Below are 23,488 nucleotides of genomic sequence, written 5' to 3' on the forward strand. Positions count from 1 at the left end.
GAGGAAACTAAGGTTCCTGGCCCTTGAGCGACTTGAGCTTTATTTCAGCCAGTGGGTGCCCAGCCTTTGCGGCCAAGGTCCACCAGCGAGCCGCTTCCACCGGATCCGGCGCGCCAGTGGTGCTGCCGGCAAGGCTGATGACACCGAGCTGGTATGCGGCTTTGCCATCGCCGGCCAGTGCGGCGAGGCGCAGCAAGCGAATGCCCTCTTCCCGGGCGCCCAGCCCTTGGCCACGAAATGTCAGGATGTGCCCGTAGAAACTCTGGGCGCCAACGTCGCCCAGGTTCGCCATGCGTGCGAACTGACCTTCGAGCCAGGCCCAGCCACGCGGCTGTCGAACGAACCATGGCCAATGAAACAACCGGCGCGCGAGCCAATAACCAGCCCGGGCCTTGATACGCCAGAGCACTAGGCTTCCGCCGATTCGGGATATTCGTACTCGAACACCCGGACCACTTCCGAAGCATGCCAGGACGCGGCGGCTACGCCGTCGGAAGGACCGGAAAAGCGCCCAAGACGCTCGACGCATTCGAAAAATCCAGTACGCGGCAGCCGGCTGGCGCCTTGGCTGATGACCAGCGAACTGCGCAGCGGTTGTTCGGCGCGGGCGTCCAGCGCGGCCAGGTGTTCAAGCGCTGCGGTCAAGGTCTGCATGGCCGGGCTGGGGAGTTGCAAGCGTTCCAGCAAGGCGCGATAGGTCAACAAATGGCGCTGGCGCCGCGCCTGGTCCAACTCACCCAACAACCCGTCCCAATGTTGCCGACTGATGCGTACACTCACGATTCATCCCTCCAACCCGGCACCGTCAGTTCCCAGGCCAGACTGCGCTTGATAGCGGCGTCGGGCTGACGCTCACCACTCTCGATCATGGCCAGATAAGACGGGCTGATGCCTACCGTGCGGGCCAACGCCTCGATGGCGATGCCCTTCCCTTCGCGCAGACTGCGCAATTGATCCAGACCAGGGAGAACCTGGCCGGGTGCCGCCGCAGGCTGGACGTCTGCCTCGCGCGGCGGAGCTTGTTTAATGCCTGCTGCCTTCAATAACGACTGGTATTGATCCCACGGTAAAACCGCGTACTCGGGCTCTCCGTCGCGTGTGATTACTTGAATATCCATGACTACCCCGTAGGACAACAACACTTAGCGAGTCAGCTTTTTTCCTAGGAAGTGTAATCCTAAATAGCGGCTAAGGTCGCGGGGGCGATGATCTTCTGAAGGGATAGGGCTGGATCAGATCTTTTTCGGGCGTTGGAGCTGAAGTTGTTCCGGGGTATCGGGAAGTCTTTCCACCAACGCGAGCTTCTCGGGTGACTGCCGGTCTCGCCAGGCACGGAAGGCGCTCAGTTCGTCGTCGAGTGTCTTCATGATCCACGCCAGCACGGCGATGTCGTCGAACATGCCGAGCATGGGCAGCAAGTCCGGAATCGCGTCCAAGGGACTCAGGAAATACATGAGCCCGGCCACTATCGAAAGCAACGACTTGGCGCTGACTGCCCGGTATTCACCACGCCAGTAAGCCAGGCACAACGCCTGAAGCAAGCGCAGGTCGTCCTTGAGCTTGCCCAGCCGCCCTCCTTCACGCGCGCCCTTGCTGGCGACGGCAAACAGTAATGTCGGCAATCGGCCGCGGGCCAAAAGCCGTCCCGCCAGGGGCAGAAATTTCGTGAAATTCCACGGCGCCTTCATTTCTTCTCCCACTGAAATGTTATCCACACAAATTGTGGATAACCTTGTGAACAGAGCTGCATTTCACCGCTGAAGCCCACGGTTCATAAGGGCTCGGCTTAGATCGGGCGTTTTTTACTCACATAAAAAAACCCAATATTTCATTGACTTGATTGGCCGACTGGGTCTAGCACGGCGCCTGTATTGCCTATGACTGTGGTCGCTGCCGGGCGTTCGGTTTTTTTGCTCATTTACCGAAAGCCGAATGCAACAACGCCCCGCATGAGCGAGGCGTTGTCTTTATAGCAGACGCGATTACTTGGCTGCGTCTTCTTTTGCCGGGTCCTTGATGGCCAGCAGCTCCAGGTCGAACACCAGGACCGAGTTGGCAGGGATCGCCGGGCTCGGGCTCTGGGCGCCGTACGCCAGGTCACTTGGGATGTACAGCTTGTACTTCTCACCGACGTGCATCAATTGCAGGCCTTCGACCCAACCTGGGATCACACCGCTGACCGGCAGGTCAATCGGGCTACCACGCTCCACGGAACTGTCGAAGACAGTACCGTTGGTCAGCTTGCCGGTGTAGTGAACGGTCACTACGTCGGTCGGCTTGGGCTGCGCGCCGTCGGCTTTCTTGACGACTTCATACTGCAGGCCCGAAGCGGTGGTGGTCACGCCGGCCTTCTTGCCATTTTCTTCGAGGAATTTCTTGCCAGCCGCAGCCGACTCTTCGCTCATCTTGGCCATGCGCTCTTCGGCACGTTTTTGCAGTGCGGCAAAGGCCTCGACCAACTCTTCGTCTTTCAGCTTCTGTTCTTTCTTGCCGACGGCATCTTCGATGCCCTGGGCCACTGCTTTGGAGTCCAGGTCATCCATACCTTCCTGAGCCAGGCTCTTGCCCATGTTCAGGCCGATACCGTAGGAAGCTTTCTGCGCCGGGGTTTTCAGCTCTACGCTGGTCTGCGAGTCGCAACCCGCCAGTACCAGGCCAACCAGGGCAACCGCCGCCGCCAACCGATGCTGTTTCATGCTATTTCCTTGTTCATGCGCCTAAAGGGCAATCGAGTAAAGCCGCGAGCTTATCAGGCGGCCACGACCAATGGCTACCGGCATGTGAGCCGCAAAGTGATGATAAGTTCAGGCCGGCAAACGCTTTTTAATCCTGGGCAGATGAAGCATCTGTCATCTATTACGAACCGGGACAAACAGCCGCCCCGCCGCCAGCCCAGGGTAATGGCCACTTGCCGGCCAAGCGGCACTGAGGCATAAGGGCATATCAAAAAAAACAAGGACGTTACCGTGCGCCTCCTCTCTCGCATTCTTTTGCTGATCCTCACACTGCTTGTCGTCGCCGCGGCCGTGGTGCTTTATTACGTCGCCAACCCGCGCCTGCCCGCCTATACACCTGTCGAACAGGTGCATTACCTGGAGCAATGGAGCCCCGCCGAGCGCCAAACCTACTACTTTACGCCCCAGGGCACCCAGGTCAAAGGCCTGCGCTATGACTGGTTCACCGCCTTGGAACTTCCTTTCTCGCAACAGCGCTTCGCTTCGCCGGAGTACCTGGCGCGCTTCGGTTTCCTCGTCGATCCGGCGCAGAAGGCCACGCCGGAAAACCCCGGCAACCTGCCGGTAGGCTTCACGCGACACCAAAATGCCAGCAGCAGCGAGCAATATCTGGACATCACCTGCGCGGCCTGCCACACCGGCGAATTGCGCTTCAAGGGCCAAGCGATACGGATCGACGGCGGTTCAGCCCAGCACGTGTTGCCATCGACTGTTCCGACGCTGCGCGGAGGTAGTTTCGGACAGGCATTGGTCGGGAGTCTCGCCTCGACTTACTACAACCCATGGAAATTCGAACGCTTCGCCCGCCAGGTGTTGGGCAACGACTACGACGCCCGCCATGAAGAGTTGCGCAAGGCGCTCAAGGTGTCCCTGAACACTTTTCTGCGCACGGCCTGGAACGACACCCACCGCGGCCTCTACCCTACCGAGGAAGGCCCTGGCCGTACCGACGCCTTCGGCCGTATCGCCAATGCAAGCTTTGGCGATGCCATCTCGGCAGAAAACTACCGGGTCGCCAACGCGCCGGTGGATTACCCGCAATTATGGGAAATGTGGACATTCGACTGGGTGCAATGGAACGGCTCGGCCCAGCAACCGATGGCCCGCAATGTCGGCGAAGCGTTGGGCGTCGGTGCCACGTTGAGCTTCTTCGACGCCCAGGGCAAACCGCTACAGGGCGACGCACGCTATCCATCCAGCGTACGCGTGCGCGACCTGAACAAAATCGAAGAAACCCTGCAACTGCTCAAGCCCCCAGCGTGGCCGGAAGCATTGCTGGGCTCGATCGACAAGCCCTTGGCCGCCAAAGGCCGGGCGCTGTTTACCGAAAACTGTGCCGGCTGCCATGTGCCCAAGGTTATCCAGGGCCCCGACAGACCGGTCCAGCAATTGCACATGCTGCCGGTGAAAGTGATCGGCACCGACCCCGGCACTGCGAACAATATCGCCGACCACCGTTTCAATCTGACCAGTCTGCAATGGGATCCGGCCGAACTGGCGAAGCTGGATGTACAACTGCACCCGACCCCGACAGAGCCACTGGACCTTAGCCGGGTCTCGGTCGCCAAGGGCCTGGCCTATGTCACGGCATTCGTCGAAAACCGCGCCTATCGCGACGCCGGCGTCACGCCAGCCGAGCGCCCGGCCCTGGATGGTTTTGGCCTGCCCATCGGCGTGCGTGAACTGCGCGCCTACAAAGCGCGACCGCTGGCGGGCGTCTGGGCCACCCCGCCCTTCCTGCACAACGGCTCCGTGCCAACCCTCTATCAATTGTTGTCGCCCCAGGCTGAGCGGGCCACCACCTTCTATAAAGGCAGCTTCGAGTACGATCCGCGACACCTGGGCTATCGCACGGAGGCCTTTGCCAATGGATTTCTCTTCGATACGCGGGTCACTGGCAATCACAACAGCGGCCATGAGTTCCGCGCGGGCGAGCGAGGCAATGGCGTTATCGGTCGCTTGCTGCAACCGCAAGAGCGCTGGGCCTTGCTGGAGTATTTAAAGGTGCTCGGCGGGCCACTGGAGTCGCAACTGTAATGACGAACCCCACAGGTAAAAGGATGTTTGCATGCTGATCACGCTCTGGCTGCGCCTCGGCGCCTTTTTGGGCAAGACGCTTCTATGGCTGCTGGGCATCGGGCTGCTCGGCTGGGCCCTGGCTGCCGCTTGGTTCGCCTGGCAACACAGCGGACCGGTCCCGGACAAGGAACAGATACCGCCCGCCGAAAGCGCCATGACCCAGGACATCATCCAGACCGCCATCCGCATCGTCGACCAGCACCGCGAAGGTACCCGCTACCTGCGCGATGCCCATGCCAAAGCCCACGGTTGCGTCATGGCCGAAGTCCAGGTGCCCAGTGACCTGCCTGCGCCATTGCGCCAGGGTGTGTTCGCTGAACCGGGCAAGACTTGGCAGGCAACGATCCGCCTCTCCAATGGCAACGCTTATCCCCAGTTCGATAGCCTGCGCGATGCGCGGGGAATGGCGATCAAACTGCGGGACGTGCCCGGCAAGCAACTGCTGGCTGATCGGCAATCACAGGGCGAGCAGGATTTCGTGATGTTCAATCATCCGAATTTCTTCGTCAGTGATGTCGCCGAGTACCGTCAGAATGTGGCCGCGCAAGCCGATGGAAAAAAGGCAATGGCGTTCTTTCCAAACCTGGACCCACGCACTTGGCAGATCCGCCATCTGTTTATCGCCCTGGCGACACTTTCGCCGCCTCCGGCAAGCCCGACCCAGACCACCTACTTTTCGGTTTCGCCTTACAAATTCGGCGAAGCCAATGCCAAGTTTCGCGTCGCGCCGGATCCGGACAGTTGCCCAGGCTACACCTTGCCGCCCCAAAACCAGGATCTGCCGAATTTCTTGCGTAGCGCGCTGAATCAGCAGTTATCCACCGATCGCGTGCCGGCCTGTTTTGTCTTGCAGATCCAGCGCCAGGACCCGAGCAAATACATGCCGATCGAAGACACCAGTATTGAATGGAAGGAAAGCGATGCGCCGTTCGAAACGGTGGCGCGGATCAAGGTTCCGGCACAGGATTTCGATACGCCCAAGCTGAACCTGGCGTGTGACAACCAGTCTTTCAACCCTTGGTTTGGCATCGAGGCCCATCGACCCATTGGTGGGATCAACCGTTTGCGCAAGGCAGTGTACGAGGCGGTCAGCGATTACCGCCACAGCCGGAACGCTGAGCAGTAGCAAGGGGCCAAATGACAGGCAACAAAAAGCCCGCTCAATGAGCGGGCTTTTTGGTTAGCACTTGGCGTTCAGTGTTCCAAGTGCCGAATATGGCGCAGCGGACGGGACTCGAACCCGCGACCCCCGGCGTGACAGGCCGGTATTCTAACCGACTGAACTACCGCTGCGCGTAACATTGAAAGTTTGGTGGGTGATGACGGGATCGAACCGCCGACATTCTGCTTGTAAGGCAGACGCTCTCCCAGCTGAGCTAATCACCCTTCACTTTCGATGCGGGGCGCATTCTCTCACAGTTTTTTATAACGTGCTGATTTAATTGATAATTCAGCAAAAAAAAAAATGTGATTCACACGCACCGCGGGAACTGCAAACAGCAAAAAGCCCGCGTTAGCGGGCTTTTTGTGGTGACCTGGCGTTCAGTGTTCCAGGTAACCGAATATGGCGCAGCGGACGGGACTCGAACCCGCGACCCCCGGCGTGACAGGCCGGTATTCTAACCGACTGAACTACCGCTGCGCGTAACACTGGAAGCGAATGGTGGGTGATGACGGGATCGAACCGCCGACATTCTGCTTGTAAGGCAGACGCTCTCCCGGCTGAGCTAATCACCCTTCACTTTCGGTGTGGCGCGCATTCTACGGAGCACTCCCCGACCTGGCAAGCACTTTTTAAATTAATTTTTTCAGGTCTTCCAAAGGCTTAGCGAAGGGTTGGCCTATGACGCCGCGAAGAGAATAATGCCCCCCTTTGTATAAAGGAGAGACTCACCCCATGTGGTTCAAGAACCTGCTTATCTATCGCCTGACCCAAGATCTGCCTTTTGATGCCGAGGCGTTGGAAACTGCACTGGCGAGCAAACTGGCGCGCCCCTGTGCGAGCCAGGAGTTGACCACTTACGGTTTCGTCGCGCCATTTGGCAAAGGCGAAGACGCACCCCTGGTGCACGTCAGCCAGGACTTCCTGTTGATCGCCGCACGCAAGGAAGAACGCATCCTGCCGGGCAGCGTCGTGCGCGACGCGGTCAAGGAAAAGGTCGAAGAGATCGAAGCCGAGCAAATGCGCAAGGTCTATAAAAAGGAACGGGACCAGATCAAGGATGAAATCATCCAGGCGTTCCTGCCTCGCGCGTTTATCCGACGCTCGTCTACCTTTGCCGCCATCGCGCCAAAACAGGGCCTGATTCTGGTCAACTCCGCCAGCCCGAAACGTGCCGAAGACCTGCTCTCCACCCTGCGCGAAGTCATCGGCTCACTGCCGGTACGCCCACTCACAGTGAAGACAGCGCCTACCGCGATCATGACCGACTGGGTCAAGACGCAGAAAGCCGCGGACGATTTCTACGTGCTGGACGAATGTGAGCTGCGCGATACCCATGAAGACGGTGGCATCGTCCGTTGCAAGCGCCAGGACCTGACCAGTGACGAGATCCAACTGCACTTGAACACCGGCAAGGTGGTGACGCAGCTGTCGCTGGCCTGGCAGGACAAGCTGTCCTTCGTGCTCGACGACAAGATGGTGGTCAAGCGCCTCAAGTTCGAAGACCTGTTGCAGGACCAGGCGGAGCAGGATGGCGGCGATGAAGCCCTCGGCCAACTGGATGCCAGCTTTACCCTCATGATGCTGACGTTCGGCGAATTCCTGCCGGCGTTGGTTGAAGCGCTGGGTGGGGAAGAGATTCCGCAGGGGATCTGAGAAGTAACGATTGCCCTGTGGGAGCGAGCCTGCTCGCGATAGCGGTATGACAGCCACCGAGGTGTTGACTGACACGCCGCTATCGCGAGCAAGCTCGCTCCCACATTAGTATTTGGTGTTCTTAATAATAAGGATCAGGTGATGCGTGCGTTGGCTGCGTTAAGCCGCTTTGTCGGCAATACATTCGCTTATTGGGTGCTGTTCTTTGCGGTGCTGGCGTTCATGCAACCGCAATGGTTCGTCGATTTGAAAGTCGCCATCGTGCCACTGCTGGGACTGGTGATGTTCGGCATGGGCCTGGCACTCAAGCTGGAAGACTTCGCCGAAGTGGCTCGTCGTCCAGGACGCGTGGCCCTGGGCGTGATTGCCCAGTTCGTGATCATGCCGGGCACCGCGTGGCTGCTCTGCCAAGCGTTCAGCCTGCCGCCGGAAATCGCCGTCGGGGTCATTCTGGTGGGTTGCTGCCCGAGTGGAACCTCGTCCAACGTCATGACCTGGCTCGCACGCGGTGACCTGGCGCTGGCCGTGGCGATTTCCGCCATCACCACCCTGCTTGCCCCTTTGCTGACCCCGGCGCTGATCTGGCTGCTGGCGTCGGCCTGGTTGCCGGTGTCGTTCTCCGCCTTGTTCTGGTCGATCCTGCAAATCGTGTTGCTACCCATTGCCTTGGGCATCGTTGCCCAGCGCTTGTTGGGTGCGCGGGTACGTCACGCCGTAGAAGTCCTGCCGCTGGTATCGGTGGTCAGTATCGTGATCATCGTCGCCGCCGTGGTGGCGGCCAGCCAGGCGAAAATCGCCGAATCCGGCCTGTTGATCATGGCTATCGTCATCCTGCATAACAGCTTCGGTTATCTGCTGGGGTATTTCACCGGTCGGCTGTTTGGATTGCCACTGGCCCAGCGTAAAACCTTGTCCCTGGAAGTAGGCATGCAGAACTCCGGCCTAGGCGCGGCATTGGCCAGTGCGCACTTCTCGCCGCTGGCGGCGGTGCCCAGCGCTTTGTTCAGCGTCTGGCACAACATCTCCGGCGCCCTGCTCTCGACCTGGTTCCGTCGCATGAGCGAAAAGCAGGACAGAGAAGAGCTCTCCCGGCAGACGGCGGACTGATAGGCGGACTTGACCGAACAGTCAGCATTGGGCATTCTGGCGCCCGATGCGGGGACGACCCTGCGCGCCATAGCGTTTTTGTCCGGGGACGACCCCATCCATCGATGAGGTGTGTGATGTCCTGGATCATTCTGTTTTTTGCCGGCCTGTTCGAAGTCGGCTGGGCTGTCGGCCTTAAATACACCGACGGCTTCAGCCGCCCGCTTCCTACCGCATTGACCATCGCGGCCATGGCGATCAGCCTTGGCCTGCTGGGCCTTGCCATGAAGGAATTGCCGCTGGGCACGGCCTACGCAATCTGGACCGGGGTCGGTGCCGTAGGCACGGTGATCGCCGGGATCATTCTGTTTGGTGAATCGATGGCACTGATCCGATTGGCCAGCGTCGCGTTGATCATTGCCGGGCTGATCGGGCTCAAGGCCAGCGCTTAAGCCTCCACCGCCTTCGCGAGCACGCTCGCTCCCACAGTCGACCGAGTGAATGCGGTCCATTGTGGGAGCGAGCCTGCTCGCGAAGAGGCCCGCAAAATAACAGCTATTACCTGACAGCCCCACGCAACTCGCCCACCAACGCCTGCAACTTCGCAGGCTCAGCCGACTCGACCGCTACCGCCGTCCCCGCCACCAAGGTCACGCGGGACCAGAACCGACGGAACATCCCTTTACCTGGGTCGCGACTGAAGAAACTCCCCCACAACCCCTGCAACGCCAGCGGAATCACCGGCACCGGCGTTTCCTGAAGGATGCGCGTCAAGCCGCTCCTGAATTCATTGATCTCACCGTCGGCGGTCAACTTTCCTTCAGGGAAGATGCACACCAACTCGCCGTTTTCCAAATATTGGGCGATGCGGCTGAAGGCCTTTTCGTAGATATGAATATCTTCCTGGCGTCCGGCAATCGGAATCGTCCCAGCGGTTCGAAAGATAAAGTTCAGGACCGGCAGGTTGTAGATCTTGTAGTACATCACGAAGCGAATCGGCCGACGCACCGCACCGCCAATCAACAAGGCATCGACAAACGACACGTGATTGCACACCAGCAGCGCGGCACCCTCATCGGGAATCGCCTCCAGGTTGCGATGCTCCACACGGTACATGGAATGGCTGAGCAGCCAGATCATGAAGCGCATGCTGAACTCGGGGACGATCTTGAAGATGTAGGCGTTGACGCCAATGTTCAGCAGCGACACCACCAAAAACAGCTGGGGGATCGACAGCTTGGCCAGGCTCAGCAGGACGATGGAAACGATCGCCGAGACCACCATGAACAAGGCGTTGAGAATATTGTTGGCGGCGATCACCCGCGCCCGCTCGTTCTCAACGGTACGCGACTGGATCAGCGCATACAGCGGCACGATGTAGAAGCCGCCAAAGATACCCAGGCCGAGGATATCGATCAGGACCAGCCAGGCGTGGCCAAACCCGAGAATCTGCAGCCAGCCATGGCCGTCGGCGCTGTCGGGGATTCCACCGGAGTGCCACCACAGCAGCAGGCCGAACACCGTCAGCCCGAACGAACCGAACGGCACCAGGCCGATTTCCACTTTGCGCCCTGACAGTCTTTCGCAGAGCATCGAACCCAGGGCAATCCCTACTGAAAAAACCGTGAGAATCAGGGTCACCACGGTTTCGTCGCCGTGCATCCATTCCTTGGCGTACGCGGGAATCTGCGTCAGGTAGATCGCCCCGACGAACCAGAACCAAGAGTTGCCGACAATGGAGCGGGACACCGCCGGAGTCTGCCCGAGGCCCAGCTTCAAGGTCGCCCACGATTGGCTGAAAATATTCCAGTTCAAGCGCATCTGCGGCGAGGCCGCCGCCGCCCGTGGGATGCCGCGACTGGCGAGGTAACCGGCCACGGCAATGCCGACAATGGCCACCGACACCACCGGCGCGTAGTGCGCCGAAGACATCATGATCCCCGCACCGATGGTCCCCGCCAGGATGGCCAGGAACGTACCCATTTCCACCAGGCCATTGCCACCGACCAGTTCGTCTTCGCGCAGGGCTTGCGGCAGGATCGAATATTTCACCGGCCCGAACAACGCCGAGTGGGTGCCCATGGCGAACAGCGCCACCAGCATCAGCCACAGGTGATCGAACAGGAAACCCACCGCACCGACCGCCATGATCGCGATTTCTCCCAGCTTGATCAGGCGGATCAAGGCGTCCTTGGCGAACTTCTCCCCAAACTGCCCCGCCAGCGCCGAGAACAGGAAGAACGGCAGAATGAACAGCAGCGCGCAAAGGTTGACCCAGATCGAGCGGTCGCCCTCGATGGCCAGTTTGTAGAGAATGGCGAGGATCAATGATTGCTTGAAGACGTTGTCGTTGAACGCGCCAAGGGACTGCGTAACGAAGAACGGCAGGAAGCGCCGCGTGCGAAGCAAGGTGAACTGTGAAGGGTGACTCATCTTCCATGTTCCTGAGTGGCGTGGACGCTTATTGGAATGACGCTTTTTCGATCCAGGCCACACATTACCTGTCTTTGGCGATTATTTCCCCAGCACTGAGAGTGTCCTGTTTCGCAAATACGTTTCTTTTTGGCGAGTGGCTGTTGTCGTCAGGCAAGGCGCAGCAACGAGTCATAGCCCGTTATGGCAAGGAGCAGCAACGCTGCATGACGACAACAGACGCAGTCAAGAAGGAGCAGTATTTGAGGTACAGGACACTAGGCACGGCGACACAAACAACTCGCCATGCCAGGCGCCGACCAGCGTGCGCCAGCTGACGATCAGCCACATCACCACCAGCAGCGCCACCAGCCCGCAGCCGAACACGCTGAAGAAATCCAGGTCCAGAAGGCTTGCCAGCTTCAGCGTCGTCAGCGCATACACGCCCAAGGGAAAGGTGAAGCCCCACCAGCCGAGGTTGAACGGGATGCCTTCACGCAAATAGCGCGCGGTGATCAATAGCGCCATCAACATCCACCAGAATCCGAAGCCCCACAGGGTGATACCGGCGACCAACCCCAGGCCCGATGCAACCTCGCCCACGCCCGGCAGGCCATTGGCGGCAAGGATCACCGGCGCATCGCCGCCCAGCACCAACATGCCCAGTGCGCCGGTGCCGATGGGGCCGAGGGCCAGCCAGCTCGAAGCGGCCATGTTCTCGTGGGGCAGTTTGTGCAAGGCCATGCGCAACACCAGGATGGTCAGAATGCTGAACGCCACCGGTAGGGAAAATGCCCAGAGTATGTAGCTGGTGACCAATATGATCAGTTGCGAATGCACGTCAGCCAGGTGCGGCGCCAGCAGGCCACCGCTGACGGCGGCGACTTCGGCGGCCACCACGGGCAACAGCCACACGGCGGTCATCTGGTCGATGCGGTGTTCCTGGCGGGTGAACATCAGGAACGGAATCAGCACACCGCAGGCCAGCGACATCGCCACGTCAGTCCACCACAACGCCTCGACCAGCGACAACACGCCCTCGCCCCAGCGCGGTACGCCGAACACCAGGAAACCGTTGATGATCGTTGCCAGCCCCATCGGGATCGTGCCGAAGAACATCGACACGGTTGAATGCCCGAAAATCCGCCGGGCCTCGTCGAAGAACAACACCCAGCGAGCAGTGTAGAGCCCGGTGAACAGGGCAAACAGGACGATATTGAACAGCCACAATCCTTGCGCAATCGCATATACGCCAGGGTTGGCCCCAGGCAGTTGTGCCAGGGCCAACGCCAGCACACCGGTGCCCATGGTCGCGGCAAACCAGTTCGGCGTGAATTGGCGGACGACCTCCAATGGCCCCGGCAAATGGCTCAGCGGTCGAAAACGGTTTTCAGCAAAGCAGGTCATGATCACTCCTCTCCTCGGATGAGGTGGAGCTATGCTAGAACCGGATCGAATATCTATATAACGGGTAATTTCTCTATATCTATTCTGTTCTATAGATAAGCAATCAGGGCCGAAGCCCGTCCGCCAGCGGCCGTGCGGGTTCACGCAACAAGCCCACCAGCGCGCCGGCGGCCATGACAATCAACACCGCGCCGTAGCCGTCCGAGGTCGGAATCAGGCCGAAAATACGGGTCAGATTCCCCGCCAGCAACGATGGCAGGCTGAAGGCCAGATAGCTGAGCACATAGAACGCCGACATCAAGCCAGCCCGCTCGTGGGGCAAGGCCAAGGGCATGATGCTGCGCAGCGCGCCGATGAATCCCGCGCCGAAACCGCTGCCGGTCACCAGCGTGCCGATGAAAAACAACGGCAGGCTGGCCGCGTGTACGGCCATCAACACCAGGGCCAGGCCAAGCACCAGCAGCGTCGCGCCAAGACGCAGCATCATTTGCGCGGCGCGGTTACGCAACATGTAGATCGACAATGCGCCGCTGAGTGTCAGCACGGCCACCAGCGAGCCGCCGATCAGGTTCGATGTCGAACCGGTGGCGGCGCGAACCAGGGACGGCGCCAGGGACAGATAGAAACCACCGACCGCCCAGGCCGCCAGGTCCAGCGGCAGGATCAGCCACAACGCGCGCCGCGCCTGGACCGGCACATGCAAGGTGGGGCGCAACGACCGCCAGGCCCCGGGCTGCGGGCTAACGCTTTCGGCCAGGCGCCAGAGATAAACCGCCTGGACCAGAAACAACGCCAGCAGCAGCCAATAAGTCAGTTGCAACGGCATCGGCGCAAATTCTGCCAGCAGGCCACACCCCATCGCGCCACACGCCATGCCCAGCAGGGGCGCAACGCTAGTGACTAGGGGGCCTTGCTGGCGATCGAAGTCGAGCAACGCGGCGCCCAGCACACTGGTGGCCATGCCGGTGGCGAAGCCTTGTATCAGTCGCGCGCCCATCAACCAGCCCACACTGTCGGCATTGATGAATAGCAGCATCGCCAGCATGTTGAGCAATAATGCCGCGAAGATCACCGGTCTGCGACCGAGGTAGTCGGACAACGAGCCGACGACCAGCAAGGCCGCCAACAGACTGAACGCATACACACCGAAGATCAGCGTGAGGATCGCCGGAGAGAACTGCAGATGTTCCTGGTAGAGGTGATACAACGGCGTCGGCGCGCTGGAGGCCGCCAGAAAACCGAGCAAGGTGATCGCCAGGAAGATGAGACTGGCGCGGGTCGAAGCTGGACGAGACATGGGCACGCTCCACGAGGAGATTCATAAAAGCTAATTTTTTGCTTTTGCGGAGTGTGCTACCGGCATGCGCTTAAAGCAAATTCTTTGTGTTAAGGTCCGATGCATGGCTATTAAAGAAGGTTTACGCCCCGGCGGCAGAAGTGCCCGGGTTCAGGAGTCGATTCACTCGGCGGTACGCGCCCTGCTCCAGGAGCAGGACCGCGCCACCTTGACCGTGCCGCAAATCGCTGCGCGCGCCGGGGTCACGCCGTCCACCATCTACCGGCGCTGGGGCGATCTGCCGGCGCTGTTGGCCGACGTTGCCATCGCGCGCATGCGCCCGGACAGCGAGCCGGCCAACACTGGCAGCCTGCGCGGCGACCTGCGCGCCTGGGCCGAGCAGTACCTCGACGAGATGAGTTCAGAACCTGGCCGCAATATGATGCGTGACATCCAGGCTTGCGCTACGCCGGGGTATTGCGTGGGCATTATCAGCGGCCAGTTGCAGATCATCCTGGATCGTTATCCCGACGAGCCGAATCCCGGGATCGAGCGGTTGGTGAACGTGATCGTGGCGCCGACGGTGTTTCGCATCCTCTTCGCCACTGCGCCGCTGGAGGTCGAGGAGCTGTATCGGTTGGTGGATATGGCGTTGGATCAGTGAAAAAGCCATCGCGAGCAAGCTCGCTCCCACATTGGATTTCGGTGTGCCACAAATCTTGTATTCGATAAATAGCCATTGTGGGAGCGAGCTTGCTCGCGATGAGGCCGGCAACATCGCTGCATAAAAAAATCCCACCCGCGACACCCCGCCACGCCTCGACCTTGGTCGACACTGACGAACCCGAGCGGGCGTGCGAGACTGTCTTGCCGGGCCCAAGCCCGGGGGTATTTGTCTGGGAGTTTCCATGTCGCTGTCCAGCGGGCTGATCGCCGTTGTCGCCCTGGCCTATATGGCCATCATGTTTGCCATCGCCTTTTACGGCGACCGACGCAGCACACCGCTGCCACCACGTGTGCGCGCGTGGGTCTACAGCCTGTCGCTGGCGGTGTATTGCACCAGCTGGACGTTTTTCGGCGCCGTGGGCCAGGCCGCCGAACAGCTCTGGTCATTCCTGCCGATCTACCTCGGGCCGATCCTGCTGCTGGTACTGGCGCCGTGGGTCTTGCAGAAGATGGTGATGATCAGCAAGCAGGAGAACATCACCTCCATCGCCGACTTCATCGCCGCCCGCTACGGCAAATCCCAATCACTGGCAGTGGTGGTCGCCCTGATCTGCCTGGTCGGCGTGCTGCCTTACATTGCCTTGCAGCTCAAGGGTATCGTGCTCGGCGTGAACCTGTTGATCGGCGCCGGTGCCGACGCCATGGGCACCCGAGCGCAGGATACTGCGTTGATCGTCTCGCTGATCCTGGCGCTATTCACCATCGTCTTCGGCACTCGCAACCTCGACGCCACCGAGCACCACCGCGGCATGGTGCTGGCGATTGCCTTTGAATCGCTGGTCAAGCTGTTCGCCTTCCTGGCGGTTGGCGCGTTCGTCACGTTTGGCCTTTATGACGGCTTCGACGACCTGTTCAACCAGGCGATGCTCGCGCCACGGTTGGAGCAGTATTGGAAGGAGACCATCAACTGGCCGTCCATGGTGGTGCAAACCGGCGTGGCGATGATGGCGATCATCTGCCTGCCACGGCAGTTCCACGTCACCGTGGTGGAGAACATCGAACCCCAGGACCTGCGCCTGGCCAAATGGGTGTTCCCCGCCTACCTGGCCCTGGCCGCCCTGTTCGTGGTGCCGATCGCCCTCGCCGGGCAAATGATGTTGCCCAGCTCGGTACTGCCGGATTCGTTCGTCATCAGCCTGCCACTCGCCCAGGCGCATCCGGCGCTGGCGGTGCTGGCCTTCATCGGCGGCGCCTCGGCCGCCACCGGCATGGTCATCGTGGCGAGTGTCGCCCTGTCGACCATGGTCTCCAACGACATGCTGCTGCCATGGCTATTGCGCCGCAACAACGCCGAGCGTCCTTTCGAAGTGTTCCGCCAATGGATGCTGTCGGTACGCCGGGTGAGCATCGTTGCGATTCTCCTATTGGCTTATGTCAGCTACCGGCTGCTGGGTTCGACCGCGAGCCTGGCCACCATCGGCCAGATCGCCTTCGCCGCCGTGACGCAACTGGCACCCGCCATGATCGGCGCGCTGTACTGGAAACAGGCGAATCGACGCGGCGTGTTCGCCGGCCTCGCCATGGGCATATTCCTGTGGTTCTACACGCTGGTGCTGCCGATCGCCGCCCATAGCCTGGGCTGGTCACTGAGCAGCTTCCCCGGCCTGGCCTGGCTGCATGGCAATCCGCTGGATTTGCCGATTACGCCGCTGACCCAAGGTGTCGTCCTGTCCCTGGCGGGCAATTTCATATTGTTCGCCTGGGTTTCGGTCCTGTCGCGCACACGCGTGTCGGAGCATTGGCAGGCTGGACGCTTCATCGGTCAGGAGATCAGCGCCCGACCCAATCCTCGCTCGATGCTGGCGGTCCAGATCGAGGATCTGTTGCAGCTGGCGGCCCGCTTCGTCGGCGAAGAACGGGCGCGCCAGAGCTTCATTCGCTTTGCCTATCGCCAAGGCAAAGGCTTCAACCCGAGCCAGAACGCCGACAGCGAATGGATCGCCCATACCGAGCGGCTGCTGGCCGGTGTACTCGGCGCGTCGTCGACGCGAGCCGTGGTGAAAGCGGCCATCGAAGGCCGCGAGATGCAACTGGAAGACGTCGTGCGGATCGCCGACGAAGCGTCCGAAGTGCTGCAATTCAACCGAGCGCTGCTGCAAGGCGCCATCGAAAACATCACCCAGGGCATCAGCGTGGTCGACCAGTCCCTCAGGCTCGTGGCCTGGAACCGTCGATACCTGGAACTGTTCAACTACCCCGACGGCTTGATCAGCGTCGGTCGGCCGATCGCCGACATCATCCGCTACAACGCCGAGCGCGGCCTTTGTGGCCCGGGCGAGGCCGAAGTCCATGTCGCCCGGCGCCTGCACTGGATGCGCCAGGGCCGCGCACACACCTCGGAACGCCTGTTCCCCAACGGCCGTGTGATCGAGCTGATCGGCAACCCGATGCCCGGCGGCGGTTTCGTCATGAGTTTCACGGACATCACTGCTTACCGCGAAGCCGAACAGGCCTTGACCGAAGCCAACGAAGGGCTGGAACAGCGGGTGGCCGAACGCACCCGCGAACTGTCGCAACTCAACCTCGCGCTGACCGAAGCCAAGAGCACGGCCGAAGCCGCGTACCAGTCCAAGACCCGCTTCCTGGCCGCCGTCAGCCATGACTTGATGCAGCCTCTCAACGCCGCGCGCCTGTTCTCCGCCGCGCTTTCCCATCAGCACGACGGCTTGCCGAGCGAAGCCCGGCAGTTGGTGCAACATCTGGACAGCTCGTTGCGCTCGGCCGAGGACTTGATCACGGACCTGCTGGACATCTCCCGATTGGAAAACGGCAAGATCAACCCCGACCGCAAGCCGTTTGCCCTCAATGATCTATTCGATACCCTCGGCGCCGAGTTCACCGTGCTGGCTCGAGAGCAAGGCTTGAAATTCCGGGTTCGCGGCTCGCGGCTGCGGGTCGACAGCGACATCAAGCTGCTGCGCCGCGTGCTGCAGAACTTCCTCACCAATGCCTTCCGCTACGCCAAGGGCCCGGTGCTGCTAGGCGTGCGCCGGGGCAACGGCGAGCTGTGTCTGGAGGTCTGGGACCGCGGACCGGGGATCGCCGAAGACAAGCTGCAGGTCATCTTTGAAGAATTCAAACGCCTGGACAGCCATCAGACCCGGGCCGAAAAAGGGCTCGGCCTCGGCCTGGCAATTGCCGATGGACTGTGTCGCGTGCTCGGCCATACCTTGCGCGTGCGTTCCTGGCCAGGGCGCGGCAGCGTGTTCAGCGTCAGCGTGCCATTGGCCAGTAGCCAAGCCGTCGAGCCCACTGTCGTGATCGAAGCCAACGGCCATTTGCCCAGCGGCGCACAGGTGCTGTGTGTCGATAACGAAGACAGCATCCTGATCGGCATGAACAGCCTGCTGACCCGCTGGGGGTGCCGCGTATGGACGGCGCGTAATCGTGAAGAATGCGAGCGCTGGCTCGCCCAGGGCGGCCGGCCGCAACTGGCGCTGGTGGATTTTCACCTGGACGACGGCGAAACCGGGACCGAACTGATGGCCTGGTTGCGCACGCGCATGGGCGAGCCGGTGCCCGGAGTGGTGATCAGTGCCGATGGCCGGCCCGAGACCGTGGCCCAGGTGCATGCGGCGGGATTGGATTACTTGGCCAAGCCGGTGAAGCCGGCGGCGCTGAGGGCGTTGTTGAGCCGGCACTTGCCGTTGTAATAGGGGGAAAAGTAAACCCCTGTGGCGAGGGAGCAAGCTCTCTCGCCACAGGGGTCCGGTGCAAACCTTGGAGGTTACTGACCCCGGCTTTCTTCGCCGGTCTCCTCTGGCAACCCATCCACGTCCGCCATCGCCCGTTCAAGCAACTCCGTAGGCAAGCTCTTGCTCGCCCTGGCGCCGAGCAGTTTCAACTGCTCGCTGCGGCTGACCAGGTTGCCGCGCCCTTCCGTCAGCTTATTGCGTGCGGCGCTGTAGGCTTTGTCCAACTGCTGCAAGCGACTGCCGATTTCGTCCAGGTCCTGGATAAACAGGACGAACTTGTCATACAGCCACCCCGCGCGTTCGGCGATTTCCCGGGCGTTCTGGCTCTGGCGCTCTTGCTTCCACAAGCTGTCGATCACCCGCAGCGTCGCCAGCAGCGTGGTCGGGCTGACGATCACGATGTTGCGGTCGAAAGCTTCCTGGAACAGGTTCGGCTCGGCTTGCAAGGCTGCGGAAAATGCCGCTTCGATCGGCACGAACAGCAAGACGAAATCCAGGCTGTGCAGACCGTCCAGACGCTTGTAGTCCTTGCCGGCCAAGCCTTTGACGTGGGCTCGCAATGACACGACGTGCTGTTTGAGAGCCAACTGGCCGATGGCATTGTCTTCGGCCGCCACATATTGCTGGTAGGCCGTGAGGCTGACCTTCGAATCGACCACCACCTGCTTGTCGCCGGGCAGATAAATCAATACGTCCGGCTGGAACCGTTCGCCATCCGGCCCCTTGAGACTGACCTGGGTCTGGTATTCGCGGCCCTTCTCCAAGCCGGCATGTTCCAGGACCCGCTCGAGGATCAACTCGCCCCAGTTGCCCTGGGTCTTCTGACCCTTGAGCGCACGAGTCAGGTTGGTGGCTTCATCGCTCAGGCGCAGGTTCAGCTGTTGCAGGCGCTCCAGTTCCTTGCCCAGGGAAAATCGCTCCCGGGCCTCGGCCTGGTAGCTTTCCTCGACGCGTTTTTCAAAGGACTGGATGCGTTCCTTCAGTGGGTCGAGCAACTGACCCAAGCGCTGCTGGCTGGTTTCGGCGAAACGCTGTTCACGCTCGTCGAAGATTTTTCCCGCCAGCTCGGCGAACTGGGCCCGCAATGCGTCCCGCGAGCCTTGAAGATCGTCCAGGCGCTGCTGATGGCTCTCCTGCTGTTCGCGTAATTCGGCCTGCAACGAAGCAGCCTGGGCATCCAGGCGTCGCAATTCAGCTTCCTTATTGGCACGCTCCAGGTTCCAGGCATGCGCCGCGTCCCTTGCGTTGTCACGCTCGATCTGCAGCAGTTCGACCTCGCGACACGCAGCCGCAAGCTCGGCTTGCCTGGCGGCATTGGCCTGGCCCAAGTCACTGATTTCGTCGCGGCAGGCATCGAGCTGGGCATTCAACCCATCGTGTGCCATGTGGGCGGTCGCCAGGCGTTCTTCCATCAACGCCAGCTCGGTCTGTGCCGCGCTTGCCTGGCGTTGCAGGTGCCAGGCCAGTGCCAACAGCGGCACCGCAGCGCCTGCCAGGCCAAGCAACAGGCTGGTCAAATCCATCGCCATGACAATTCCCGCGCAAGAGATAAAGCCCGAAGGTTAACCAAGCAACCCGGCGTTGCCCAGCTCAGTCTTCGATCTCGCCCAATGCCTGGCGGGCACGGTGATCGCCGGCCCGCGCGGCCTGGCGCAGCAGGTCCTGGCCAATACGCCGGTCCCGTGCATTGCCGCATTCGCGGCACATCAGCTGACCGAGGCGACTTTGTGCGGCCACCACGCCTTCGCGCGCCGGTTGTTTGAGCAGGCGTCCAGCCAGGTGCTTGACGCTGGGACGCTCTCCCAGGCTCGGGCTGTCCAGCAGCCACTCGGCAACTCGCATCGATATGCGCTTGGGAGGGGTAACACCTGAGGGTACGGAGGTAACAGGATTTGATACTGAGCGAAACTTCATAACGCACTACGGGACAGATCGGAAGGCGCGCCACTCTACTCCTTTTTTCGTACGGGTAAAGTCGAAAAAAACCGGCACGCCCGTTCTAGAGCAAGCGCTTGGGACAATCCACAGAAGCTGTGGATAACTCAGTGGACAACCTACCCTGAACTCGCCGCAAGCCCTATGGAACGGGGCCTGCGCTCAAACTGTCGATTTTTTCACCAGTAAAAAAAAGCGATGTTTTTCATTGACTTAAATTTTGGATACAGGCACCCGCCCCGGATTGTTCAAAGATGACAATACGGTGACAGCGGCCCATAGGAGTGTGTACAAGTAACAGCTGAAGTGGTTATATCGCTGCGCTTTTTTGACGCATCTGGCGCTCAAGACCCTGTGGAAAAGCCCCGATCCCAGACTTTTACACGCTGCGCGCTTTCGCGCCCCAGCGGCAGCACCGGCATTTTTCTGACCAACGGCCTTCCCTAAAGCGGCTTGATTCGATAGTATCCGCGGCGTTAGTACCAAGCTGAAAGTCAATTCCGGGTCGGAAACATCTCAGCGGTCAGCTATCCCCACGGGAAGCCTGCCGAAAAAGAGACCGCCCCCCTCGATGGTTTCCAGGTAATGCTCGCGCTGCGCACTTCGAACGAATCCGAAGCTGCCGCCAGGCTCATTATTCTGACCGAACCAACCTGCAAATTGATCAGGATCTTCACCCCGGGCCCAGAACCTTTGCCCTCGATGTGTTGCCTGCCCTCCTAAGTACCTACCTGCCAGCCCAAGCGCGCCCTTTTATAGCGCTCAAACTGGCTGCTTTGTTCCAGTCGGGTTCTTCGTTCGACCAATGGTGGTCGACGTTACTGGAACGTTTTAACGTTGCACGGTTCTTAATCGTGTCATTTGTAGGAACACCCATAACATGTCTAATCAAATCCAGACACAGGATGCCATCCGCACCCTAACCAACGCCTTTGCTCCAATGAACTGCCTGATCATGGCCGCTCGCAAAGGCTGCTTCAGCTTCACGCTGGTCAACGAACATGGCATCGCCCGTCACAGCGAACGCTTGTATCCAGACCAGTACTCCAGCGCAGAACCGCTGCAGGCGGTCATCGAGCGTACCCGTCAGGCGCTCGTTGCCTGACACGCCAGGACACTGAAGCATCCAAGGCCCCGCCCAAAACGCGGGGCTTTTTATTGCCCGGCATTTCTCGATAAAGCGCAACGGCTTAAGTACAAACAGCTATAACGGTCATAACCGTTCGATGAACATGGTTTAAAAACAGGCCTTTACAGCGCAGATATGACACTACACTTCAACTCGAGCGGCATGATCCGCTTCGGCGGAGCCTGATCCGATCCACCCGCTGCCAAGCCCACACCGTCAGGCTCCGCCCATTTCCCGTTTCGAGGATTTTATGGGTATCGCTGCCAGCGAACTGTGTCGTTATGTGATCCGCCCGACGCTCCTTTACCTGGGGAGCCACAGCGCAACGGCGGAAAACCTGTTGCTGGGGATCGCCGCCAGTCAATCAGGCCTGGGCGCCGCGTTGCACGATCGTCGTGGGCACGGCTTGTACCGCATCACTGAACCGCGCCATCAAGCCCTGTGGGACGATTACCTGGCGTTGGATCCGGAACGAGCCAGCCTGGTGCGAGGCCTGGCGAGCCAGCATGCTTTCCTGAGCGGCCCTCATCAGGAATTGACCGTCAATTTGCGCTACGCCACGGCCATCGCTTGGTTGCTGGTGGAGGAACACGCCACCCCGCTTCCCGATTCAAACGATTTGCTGGCCATGGCCCGCATCTGGCGCCAGGTTTTTCATCCCACTGGTCGCCTGCGGGACTTCACCTGCGCGTGGCAAAACTGTGTTTCACCCTTGAACCAGGTCGCTTGCTGAATGGAAAAAAGGAAACTTCCTACAACTGCGACGATTTTGGTCGGATTGTCCTACAAAACCCCTCTAAATCAAGCCATACAAGCTATAGCGCTTGGGCAAAAATGTTGGTAATTTTCGCCCCGGTGATCACCTGGAGTTCTAACAATGAAAAAAATGATGCTCAAAACCACCCTTGGCCTTGCCGTTACCTTGGCATCCACCCAAATTTTCGCCAGTGGCTTTGCCTTGAACGAACAAAGCATCAGTGGCATGGGCACTGGCTTCGCGGGTCGTTCTTCTTCTGCCGATGATGCGAGCACCGTGTTTGGCAACCCTGCCGGCATGTCGCGCCTCAAGCGCCAACAAGTCACCGGCGGCTTCGCCGTCATCGACGCATCCACCGACATCAACGATGCCAGCGGCACCCAGTCCGGTACGAACGATGGCGACATGGTCCCGTTCACCGGCGTTCCGATGGGCTACTACGTCAAGCCAATCGACGATCAATGGGCATTCGGCCTGGGCGTCTACGCCCCCTTCGGCCTGATCACCGACTACGAAAGCAGCTTCCAGGGCCGCAATTTCGGCAGCAAGAGCGAAGTGAAGGTCGTGACCTTCCAGCCAACCATCAGCTACGCCTTCAATGACAAGGTGTCGATCGGTTTTGGCCCGACTATCAACCGGATTTCGGGTTCGCTGGAGTCGGCGTTGACCACGCCATTCTCGCCTAATGATGGCAACGTCCAGATCAAGGGCGACGATATTGGCTACGGCTACAACATCGGTTTGCTGGTGCAAGCCACTGACACCACCCGTGTCGGCCTGACTTACCACTCGAAGGTCAAGTACAAGCTTGAAGGCCACACTGAAGTGAGCCCGGGTGCTGGTACATCTCCTCTCGTACTGAGTGGTGCCCGCTACGACGCCTCGCTGGACATCACGACACCTGAGTCGGTGGATTTCTCGGTTACTCAAGAAATCAACGATGCCTGGACAGTCTATGCTGGCAGTACATGGACTCGCTGGAGTCGCTTGAAAGAGATTACCGTGAACAACGAAGGTGTTACGACAGCTGGCGGTGGGTTCGCTCCACCTCTCCTCGGCACCATCACCGAAGAACAGAACTGGCACGACACCTGGGCCTACGCCATCGGTACCTCCTACCAGTTGAACAAGCAATGGGTACTGCGCACCGGCCTGTCCTTCGACCAGTCGCCGACCAACAACGCCGACCGTTCGCCTCGCATTCCTACCGGCGACCGGACCATCTTCAGCCTGGGTGCCGGCTGGAGCCCAACCGACGACCTGACCATCGACGTGGCCTATTCCTATCTCAAGGAAGAAAAAGTCAACGTCAACAGAGCCAACGCCCTGGGCCAGGCCTACAACGCTGAATACGAAAACAGCGCCAACGGCTTCGGCGTCGGCGCAACCTACCGCTTCTGATGATCCACGGCGAGCAGGCATAAACAGCCGGT

The 23,488-nt window shown here is 60.2% G+C and carries 20 protein-coding genes and 4 tRNA genes; 10 read left to right on the top strand and 14 right to left on the bottom strand.

The window, feature by feature from the left end; all coding sequences use genetic code 11:
- Positions 1-7: 7 nt before the first annotated feature.
- The 5 genes from DOCECA_RS15405 to DOCECA_RS15425 form a co-directional block, all read right to left on the bottom strand.
- Positions 8-409 carry a sel1 repeat family protein gene (locus DOCECA_RS15405; protein ID WP_434560141.1) on the bottom strand — a complete coding sequence of 134 codons (402 nt, stop codon included), beginning with the start codon at positions 407-409 and terminating at the stop codon, positions 8-10.
- Positions 409-780 (bottom strand): hypothetical protein, encoded by a 372-nt coding sequence (locus tag DOCECA_RS15410; RefSeq protein WP_003179080.1) that lies wholly within the window; start codon positions 778-780, stop codon positions 409-411. The genes DOCECA_RS15405 and DOCECA_RS15410 overlap by 1 nt, the downstream gene beginning before the upstream one ends.
- Positions 777-1,118: a helix-turn-helix domain-containing protein gene (locus DOCECA_RS15415; RefSeq protein WP_434560143.1), complete on the bottom strand. Its 342-nt coding sequence runs from the start codon at positions 1,116-1,118 to the stop codon at positions 777-779. Before DOCECA_RS15415 ends, DOCECA_RS15410 begins: the two co-directional genes overlap by 4 nt.
- 114 nt (positions 1,119-1,232) lie before the next feature.
- Complete coding sequence (locus tag DOCECA_RS15420) at positions 1,233-1,688, bottom strand: YkvA family protein (RefSeq protein WP_445570765.1); 456 nt, start codon at positions 1,686-1,688, stop codon at positions 1,233-1,235.
- 294 nt (positions 1,689-1,982) lie between these two features.
- On the bottom strand, positions 1,983-2,696 hold the full coding sequence (locus DOCECA_RS15425) for an FKBP-type peptidyl-prolyl cis-trans isomerase (protein ID WP_030142016.1): 714 nt from the start codon (positions 2,694-2,696) through the stop codon (positions 1,983-1,985).
- A 270-nt stretch (positions 2,697-2,966) separates the two neighbouring features.
- Between DOCECA_RS15425 and DOCECA_RS15430 the strand changes: the two genes are divergently transcribed.
- A complete protein-coding gene (locus DOCECA_RS15430; RefSeq protein ID WP_445570766.1) occupies positions 2,967-4,772 on the top strand; it encodes a di-heme-cytochrome C peroxidase in 1,806 nt (601 codons plus the stop codon).
- A gap of 31 nt (positions 4,773-4,803) precedes the next feature.
- A complete protein-coding gene (locus DOCECA_RS15435; RefSeq protein WP_445570767.1) occupies positions 4,804-5,940 on the top strand; it encodes a catalase family protein in 1,137 nt (378 codons plus the stop codon).
- Positions 5,941-6,030: 90 nt separating this feature from the next.
- Here the strand turns inward: DOCECA_RS15435 and DOCECA_RS15440 are convergent.
- From DOCECA_RS15440 to DOCECA_RS15455, 4 genes are all read right to left on the bottom strand, one after another.
- Positions 6,031-6,107, bottom strand: a tRNA-Asp gene (locus DOCECA_RS15440).
- A gap of 17 nt (positions 6,108-6,124) precedes the next feature.
- Positions 6,125-6,200 (bottom strand) — tRNA-Val (locus DOCECA_RS15445).
- 179 nt (positions 6,201-6,379) lie between these two features.
- Positions 6,380-6,456 (bottom strand) — tRNA-Asp (locus tag DOCECA_RS15450).
- A 19-nt stretch (positions 6,457-6,475) separates the two neighbouring features.
- Positions 6,476-6,551 (bottom strand) — tRNA-Val (locus DOCECA_RS15455).
- Between the two features lie 160 nt (positions 6,552-6,711).
- On the opposite strand from DOCECA_RS15455, the gene rdgC reads away from it, so the two are divergent.
- The 3 genes from rdgC (at position 6,712) to sugE (ending at position 9,170) form a co-directional block, all read left to right on the top strand.
- A complete protein-coding gene (gene rdgC, locus DOCECA_RS15460; protein ID WP_434560149.1) occupies positions 6,712-7,632 on the top strand; it encodes a recombination-associated protein RdgC in 921 nt (306 codons plus the stop codon).
- Between the two features lie 141 nt (positions 7,633-7,773).
- Positions 7,774-8,739 (top strand): bile acid:sodium symporter family protein, encoded by a 966-nt coding sequence (locus DOCECA_RS15465; protein WP_420767875.1) that lies wholly within the window; start codon positions 7,774-7,776, stop codon positions 8,737-8,739.
- Positions 8,740-8,855: 116 nt separating this feature from the next.
- Positions 8,856-9,170 (top strand): quaternary ammonium compound efflux SMR transporter SugE, encoded by a 315-nt coding sequence (gene sugE, locus DOCECA_RS15470; protein WP_420767876.1) that lies wholly within the window; start codon positions 8,856-8,858, stop codon positions 9,168-9,170.
- Positions 9,171-9,276: 106 nt separating this feature from the next.
- Here sugE and DOCECA_RS15475 read toward each other — a convergent pair whose 3' ends face one another.
- The 3 genes from DOCECA_RS15475 to DOCECA_RS15485 all read right to left on the bottom strand — a co-directional run bounded on the left by DOCECA_RS15475 (position 9,277) and on the right by DOCECA_RS15485 (position 13,834).
- Complete coding sequence (locus DOCECA_RS15475) at positions 9,277-11,151, bottom strand: MFS transporter (RefSeq protein WP_420767877.1); 1,875 nt, start codon at positions 11,149-11,151, stop codon at positions 9,277-9,279.
- A 225-nt stretch (positions 11,152-11,376) separates the two neighbouring features.
- Positions 11,377-12,537: a TDT family transporter gene (locus DOCECA_RS15480; RefSeq protein WP_434701690.1), complete on the bottom strand. Its 1,161-nt coding sequence runs from the start codon at positions 12,535-12,537 to the stop codon at positions 11,377-11,379.
- Positions 12,538-12,640: 103 nt separating this feature from the next.
- Positions 12,641-13,834, bottom strand: coding sequence for an MFS transporter (locus DOCECA_RS15485; RefSeq protein ID WP_445570768.1), 1,194 nt, complete (start codon positions 13,832-13,834; stop codon positions 12,641-12,643).
- Positions 13,835-13,937: 103 nt separating this feature from the next.
- Here DOCECA_RS15485 and DOCECA_RS15490 point away from each other — a divergent pair, with 103 nt between their 5' ends.
- Positions 13,938-14,477 (top strand): TetR/AcrR family transcriptional regulator, encoded by a 540-nt coding sequence (locus DOCECA_RS15490; RefSeq protein ID WP_420767880.1) that lies wholly within the window; start codon positions 13,938-13,940, stop codon positions 14,475-14,477.
- Positions 14,478-14,721: 244 nt separating this feature from the next.
- Positions 14,722-18,192, top strand: coding sequence for a hybrid sensor histidine kinase/response regulator (locus DOCECA_RS15495; protein WP_445570769.1), 3,471 nt, complete (start codon positions 14,722-14,724; stop codon positions 18,190-18,192).
- 74 nt (positions 18,193-18,266) lie between these two features.
- Here the strand turns inward: DOCECA_RS15495 and rmuC are convergent, their stop codons facing one another.
- Both rmuC and DOCECA_RS15505 read right to left on the bottom strand, forming a co-directional pair.
- Entirely contained in the window at positions 18,267-19,649 is a 1,383-nt protein-coding gene (rmuC, locus tag DOCECA_RS15500) for a DNA recombination protein RmuC (RefSeq protein ID WP_445572173.1), read from the bottom strand.
- Positions 19,650-19,824: 175 nt separating this feature from the next.
- Positions 19,825-20,148, bottom strand: a complete 324-nt coding sequence (locus DOCECA_RS15505) for a hypothetical protein (RefSeq protein WP_080942569.1) — start codon at positions 20,146-20,148, stop codon at positions 19,825-19,827.
- A gap of 901 nt (positions 20,149-21,049) precedes the next feature.
- Between DOCECA_RS15505 and DOCECA_RS15510 the strand changes: the two genes are divergently transcribed.
- The 3 genes from DOCECA_RS15510 (at position 21,050) to DOCECA_RS15520 (ending at position 23,456) form a co-directional block, all read left to right on the top strand.
- Positions 21,050-21,274, top strand: coding sequence for a hypothetical protein (locus DOCECA_RS15510; RefSeq protein WP_249875763.1), 225 nt, complete (start codon positions 21,050-21,052; stop codon positions 21,272-21,274).
- A gap of 274 nt (positions 21,275-21,548) precedes the next feature.
- Entirely contained in the window at positions 21,549-22,031 is a 483-nt protein-coding gene (locus DOCECA_RS15515; RefSeq protein ID WP_445570770.1) for a hypothetical protein, read from the top strand.
- A gap of 144 nt (positions 22,032-22,175) precedes the next feature.
- Complete coding sequence (locus DOCECA_RS15520; protein WP_445570771.1) at positions 22,176-23,456, top strand: OmpP1/FadL family transporter; 1,281 nt, start codon at positions 22,176-22,178, stop codon at positions 23,454-23,456.
- Positions 23,457-23,488: the final 32 nt, after the last annotated feature.

This window comes from Pseudomonas sp. E102, assembly GCF_052660185.1.